Origin of the sequence: Tenacibaculum aiptasiae (genome assembly GCF_008806755.1) — a bacterium.
GTDB lineage: Bacteria > Bacteroidota > Bacteroidia > Flavobacteriales > Flavobacteriaceae > Polaribacter > Polaribacter aiptasiae.
The window spans coordinates 1-3,507 of record NZ_WAAU01000083.1; the positions used below are offsets into that span (position 1 = coordinate 1).

Genomic DNA, 3,507 nt, shown 5'->3' on the forward strand with positions numbered 1-3,507 from the left:
CTATTATATATATTTACTAAAAATGATTTCATTTAAATCTATTAAGGAATACGAACGGTTTCGCCTATCCAACATCCAATTTTATGACTACCTCCAGATGCAACTCCTTTTTGGAAAATTAATTTCTTAGATGGTACATTTTTTCTATAACTAGAAATATATCTTCCAGCTCCACATCCTGGGTCAACTCTTTTCGCTTTTAATGCCTTATTTAAAGCTGCTACATATACCATTCTTTTTTCAAATTCATCACTACCACAAGAGTTAGCGCTTTTTTGGTATAAACTAGCTATGAATAAGTATGCTTTCCCCATATTTGGATTGTATCTTAATGCTTCGTAAGCTAAAGCTCTCGCTCTACTTCCACTAGCACTTTGAGCTTCTCTTAATTTATATTTCGCTTTCTTAAACGGATCAGTTTCTAAATCAAATGCTTTCTTTCTCATTTGAGCAGCTCCACCTTTATCTCCATTTTTAGCTAAAACTCCTGCTAAGAAATTGTAAGCATCTGCAGATTGAGTTGCTTCAGCATAGGCGTTTGCTAATTTTTCGAATAAAGGATCTGATTGACATCCTTTATTGTACATTCTTGACACAGCTCTCTTTAACCAAACTCCATTAGTTTTATTAGCTTCAAAATCTCTACTGTAGATAGGTATCAATCTCTCACAAGTTGCTATTTTAGATATCATTGCATCTAATCCTCCTTCTACTTTACCTAAAGCAGAAGAATTCATTGTATAAGCTCTCAATAACTTTTTCTCTTTAGCCCCTATAGTTCCCATTGAGTCTTTTTCTTGTAAAGCTGGTATTTTCTTACTGTAACCATCTAATTTCTCCTGTACAGACTCCATCACATCGTCATAAGTATCAAATACTACTTGAGGATTTGTATCTTTATTTTCTTCTGTTACAGCTTTAAAATATCTGAAGATATTTTTCACCCCCATATCTTTTGGTGAAATTTTATAAGCTTTCTTTAAAATTTCATAAACCTCAGCATCTGTAGCTAACTTATTCTTAATTAAATAAGTAGCGTAATCACTATGGGCTTTAGCAGCACCTTTTACTGGGAAATTTATTAATCTAGTTTCATATACTCTTTTAGCTAAAGCTGGGTCTTTTAATTTATCAGCTACTTTTGCTCCATATTTGTATATATTAACCGATAATTTAGGGCAATTCGTTAATAAATATTCCAAACTAGGTTTAGCTTGTGTATACTTTTTTGTTGTAGCATCTCCTTTAAAAAGATTATATTTAATATTACACTCTTGACTTGCCTGCGCTTTAACACCATTTACGGCTACAAACAAAAATAATCCTGTAAGTAAATACGTAAGTTTTTTCATCATTTATCAGTTTTTATTAATCTATTTGTCGTTTTTTAAACCAGTTAATATCATTCAAAGATAAGCTTAATCTTATATTAAAATAGTTTTCTTTAATTAGGTTATTATTAGTTGTTCCTTTTTGACCATACTCAAAACCTATGTTTAAGGTTGATAACTGTCTTGGTAATGGTAACCCAAGACCAACATTTATGCCAAAGTCTTTTACCGAAGTAAATTCGTTATTTGTTCTAACTTGTAAACCAGTATCCTCCATACGAAAACCTGCCCTATAAACAACTCTATCCCAGTAACTTGAAATAGAATTAATTTTTGGTATATAATATCCTCCTAAAGAAAACTTATTTGAACTTTCATATTTATACACACCTCCATTTGCAACAATAGAACTTGAAGTACTCAAAGCACTTTGAAATTGCTGATTAACACCTACATACCATTTATTTTCTTTTCCTAAACCAAATCCAAATACACTTTTAAGAGGTACACTAACATCTCCACTCACGTTTCTATTAAACAAAACATCTTTTGGTATTTCTTGACCTGCACTTGAAAATGCTAACGAATACATTCTTTCACTACCATTTGCAGACAAATTACTTTCTAAAGTTACTGATGCTCCTGAATATAACTGTAATTTATTTTTTAATTCTCTTTTATATTGAGCTCCAAATTTAAACTGCCCTCCTCTTAATTGTGTTTTTTCTTCTTGTCTCGTAGCAAATACCACATTAACTCTTTGATTCAATATACTATTGGTTAAATTACCAAATATAAACCCAGCTTCAATTCCTAAAGAGAAACCTTTAAAAGCATACATTCCAAAACTCGCATATATTTTACTAGCTCCTCCTTCTCCTCTATATAAGGTGACGTTATTTGGATCTTTATTATCTAATAATGAATATCCAACAGAAGAAAATGGTTGTAAACCTAAAGACATACCTGCTTTTTTACCTATAGGAAACCCTAAGGCTAAATAACGTAAGTTGGTAGAATTCCCTGATTGAGACTGATTTCCTTCTTTTACTGTTAAAAAGCTTAAACTACCACCAATACCATAAGTTGCAGCTCTTAAATCTGCATTAGATGCAGGATTGGTAAAATTTAAACGGTGCGTATCTTTTAAAGCGACTCCAATCCCTCCCATAGAAGCTTGCTCTACAGTTACTGCTTCAAAACTTTCACCTATTCCAAAATAAGAGTATGGTGATGCACTATTTCGTTGTGCCGTTATTGTTATTGTACTTAATAAAAGTACCCCTGATAATAATCTCTTAATCATTCGCTATATTGTATGTCAAAATAGTATGTAACCCTTCCAAAACAAAATTTGGATGGGCAAATATGCCACTTTTTAATTGTTTAGCCAAGAAATATGTATCTCCGCCTGTTAAAACTACTGTTAAATCTTGATACTCATCTTCATATTGCTTGATAACACCACTTATTTCATTACAAATTCCATTTACAACACCAGAATGCATTGAAGTATTTGTATCGTTACCTATAAAACTTTCAACTTCATTAGGTTTTAATAACGGTAACCTAGAAGTAAAATTATGTAATGCTTTGTATCTCATGCTAATCCCTGGAGATATGGCTCCTCCTAAATATTCTTTTTTATGATTGATAAAATCAAAAGTAATGCATGTTCCTGCATCAATAACTAACACATTACTTTTAGGATATTTTTTAACTGCTGCTGATGCCAATGCTATTCTATCTACTCCTAATGTTTTTGGTGAATGATATAAATTACTAAACGGTACCTTTGTTTTATTATCTAAAAAAATTGGATCTAATAATTCGACTATTTTGTCCTGTTCTAAGTCTGAAAAAGTGGCTACCGAAGATATAATAGACCCTGAAATCTTAAATTTTGAAATAATTTTTTTCAATTCTGAAATAATTTTTTCCTTTTCAAAAATGAAAACTTCTTTTATCGTATTTGTTTCAAAAACAGCAACTTTAACTCTAGTATTACCTACATCAATAATCAAATTCATATCTCTAATTCTTAGATTTCAAATTTACAATACATTTTTTTTAAAACAATTACTTTGTATAATTAAAAAACCATTGTATATTTGCATCCGCTTAACGAAAGTAGCAACTGGTGCCTTAGCTCAGTTGGTAGAGCAAAGGACTGAAA

General features: G+C 31.0%; 3 protein-coding genes. All 3 read right to left on the reverse strand.

All coding sequences use genetic code 11. The features are described 5' to 3' along the window. Positions 1 to 41 precede the first annotated feature (41 nt). From F7018_RS18075 to F7018_RS18085, 3 genes are read right to left on the reverse strand one after another with little or no spacing between them, the layout of a single operon-like run. Entirely contained in the window at positions 42 to 1,355 is a 1,314-nt protein-coding gene (locus F7018_RS18075; protein WP_246175254.1) for a hypothetical protein, read from the reverse strand. Between the two features lie 13 nt (positions 1,356 to 1,368). After that, positions 1,369 to 2,637, reverse strand: a complete 1,269-nt coding sequence (locus F7018_RS18080; protein WP_150901500.1) for a hypothetical protein — start codon at positions 2,635 to 2,637, stop codon at positions 1,369 to 1,371. After that, positions 2,630 to 3,361, reverse strand: a complete 732-nt coding sequence (locus F7018_RS18085; protein ID WP_150901501.1) for a type III pantothenate kinase — start codon at positions 3,359 to 3,361, stop codon at positions 2,630 to 2,632. The genes F7018_RS18080 and F7018_RS18085 overlap by 8 nt, the downstream gene beginning before the upstream one ends. Between the last annotated feature and the right edge of the window lie 146 nt (positions 3,362 to 3,507).

Bases quoted from the DNA above. Each gene is read 5' to 3' on its own strand.
- F7018_RS18075 (WP_246175254.1), bottom strand. From the start codon at position 1,355: ATGATGAAAAAACTTACGTATTTACTTACAGGATTATTTTTGTTTGTA.
- F7018_RS18080 (WP_150901500.1), bottom strand. From the start codon at position 2,637: ATGATTAAGAGATTATTATCAGGGGTACTTTTATTAAGTACAATAACA.
- F7018_RS18085 (WP_150901501.1), bottom strand. From the start codon at position 3,361: ATGAATTTGATTATTGATGTAGGTAATACTAGAGTTAAAGTTGCTGTT.